A 1,185-nucleotide genomic window follows, 5' to 3' on the forward strand; every position below is an offset into this window, starting at 1 on the left:
CGGACTGCCGGCCCGCCATCTCGCCCAGCAGCCGCCCCACCTCGGCCAGGCCGGCGCTCAGCCCGGCCGCCTCGGTGAAGCTGGCCCACACCTCGAACTCGCGGTTGTCGGCGGCCAGCCGGCGGAACGCGTCGTCGTACGTGCCGAGCGCCTGCGGCGGCATCCGGCGCACGGTGTCCAGGACACGGGTGCGCTCGCGCCCGGCCAGGGCGTCCCACTCCGGCGCGGCGCGCAGCAGCGTCGTGAGACGGCGCGACATCAGGTCATAGACGCCCTCGATCGCCTCGCGCGTGCGGGCGTACGGCACGTGCGGCTCGGGCATCGGCAGCCGGTCGCTGAGCAGCCCGTCGATCAGGTCGACGTACCCCTTGGGCGGGCTCTCGCCGTGGGTGAGGCGCTCACCGGCCGTGACGGCGAGCCGGTCCGGCCTGAGCGGCAGTTCCGTACGGTCCAGCGTCTCGAAGTAGGAGGAGACCACGAGCACGGCGTGGGCGGCGGCGAGCCGCTGCGTGCGGTCGTACCGGGACAGGCCGTTGCGGCGCTCGGAGATCCGGCGCACCGACTCGTGCCCGAACCGGACCACCTCGTCCTTGAGGTCGAACAGGTTCGTCGGCGCCGACGGGTCGCCGCCCATCGTCCACGCCGTCGCCGCCCAGGTCGCCAGGCCCACCGACATCACGCCGTCGAGGAGGCTGACAAGTCGGCTCTGACGATCGCCAAGGATTTTCAGCGCGTCGACATAGGTCAACGACTCTGACACATCGGCTCCACACGGCTTTTCGGGGAAGTGGCGGCGTGTTTCATCATCGCCCATTTCCGCGCCTGCGGAACAGCGCCGCGTGCCCGCGGGAGCCTTCCGGCGGGTGTTCCGGGTCACTCGACGAGCGCGGGCCGATCGGGATGGTCCATACGGACGACCAGATCGGCGGTTCCGGCCGGGTCGGCCTCGTGTTCGTACCGCTCGTAGGCCGGCAGCGTCCACGTTTCGCCGGCCGCGACCTTGCGCCGCAGGGCCGCCGGCGAGAGCCACAGATGCACCGCCAGGTCGAACGGGAGGCCGCGGCCGAGCAGCAGCGCGCCGTCCACGAGCACCACCCCGCCCGGCGGCAGGGTGACGTACGCGGCCCGCACGGCACGGTCGGTGTCGCGGTCCCACAGGGCGGGCAGCACCCGGCCCGTGCCGCC

At 73.1% G+C, this 1,185-nt stretch carries 2 protein-coding genes; both read right to left on the bottom strand.

What is annotated here, in order from left to right:
• Positions 1-760, bottom strand: a 760-nt coding sequence (locus tag ACFFNX_RS50520) for an NACHT N-terminal helical domain 7-containing protein (RefSeq protein WP_378213634.1), incomplete at its 3' end; no start/stop codon positions are given.
• A 113-nt stretch (positions 761-873) separates the two neighbouring features.
• Positions 874-1,185, bottom strand: a 312-nt coding sequence (locus ACFFNX_RS50525; protein ID WP_512699892.1) for a nucleoside/nucleotide kinase family protein, incomplete at its 5' end; no start/stop codon positions are given.

It is taken from the genome of Actinoallomurus acaciae, from assembly GCF_042429965.1.
Taxonomy (GTDB): domain Bacteria; phylum Actinomycetota; class Actinomycetes; order Streptosporangiales; family Streptosporangiaceae; genus Actinoallomurus; species Actinoallomurus acaciae.